A 274-nucleotide genomic window follows, 5' to 3' on the forward strand; every position below is an offset into this window, starting at 1 on the left:
GACTTGGGATACAAAAAAGGGGCAATAGAAGATTACAACCAAGCCCTGCGCCTCAATCCTAACTATGCTCAAGCCTACCACAACCGAGGGATTGTCCGTAATGACTTGGGAGACAAAAAAGGGGCAATAGAAGATTACAACCAAGCCCTGCGCCTCAATCCTAACTATGCTCAAGCCTATGGCAACCGAGGGATTGTCCGTAGAGAGTTGGGAAATAAAAAAGGAGCAATAGAAGATTACAACCAAGTGTTGCGCCTCAACCCTAACGATGCTT

General features: G+C 46.4%; 1 protein-coding gene. It reads left to right on the forward strand.

Annotated elements, in window-relative coordinates; genetic code table 11:
* On the forward strand, nucleotides 1–274 hold a 274-nt coding region (locus ICL16_RS45470), incomplete at both ends, for a tetratricopeptide repeat protein (protein WP_238360676.1).

It is taken from the genome of Iningainema tapete BLCC-T55, assembly GCF_014698965.1.
Taxonomy (GTDB): domain Bacteria; phylum Cyanobacteriota; class Cyanobacteriia; order Cyanobacteriales; family Nostocaceae; genus Iningainema; species Iningainema tapete.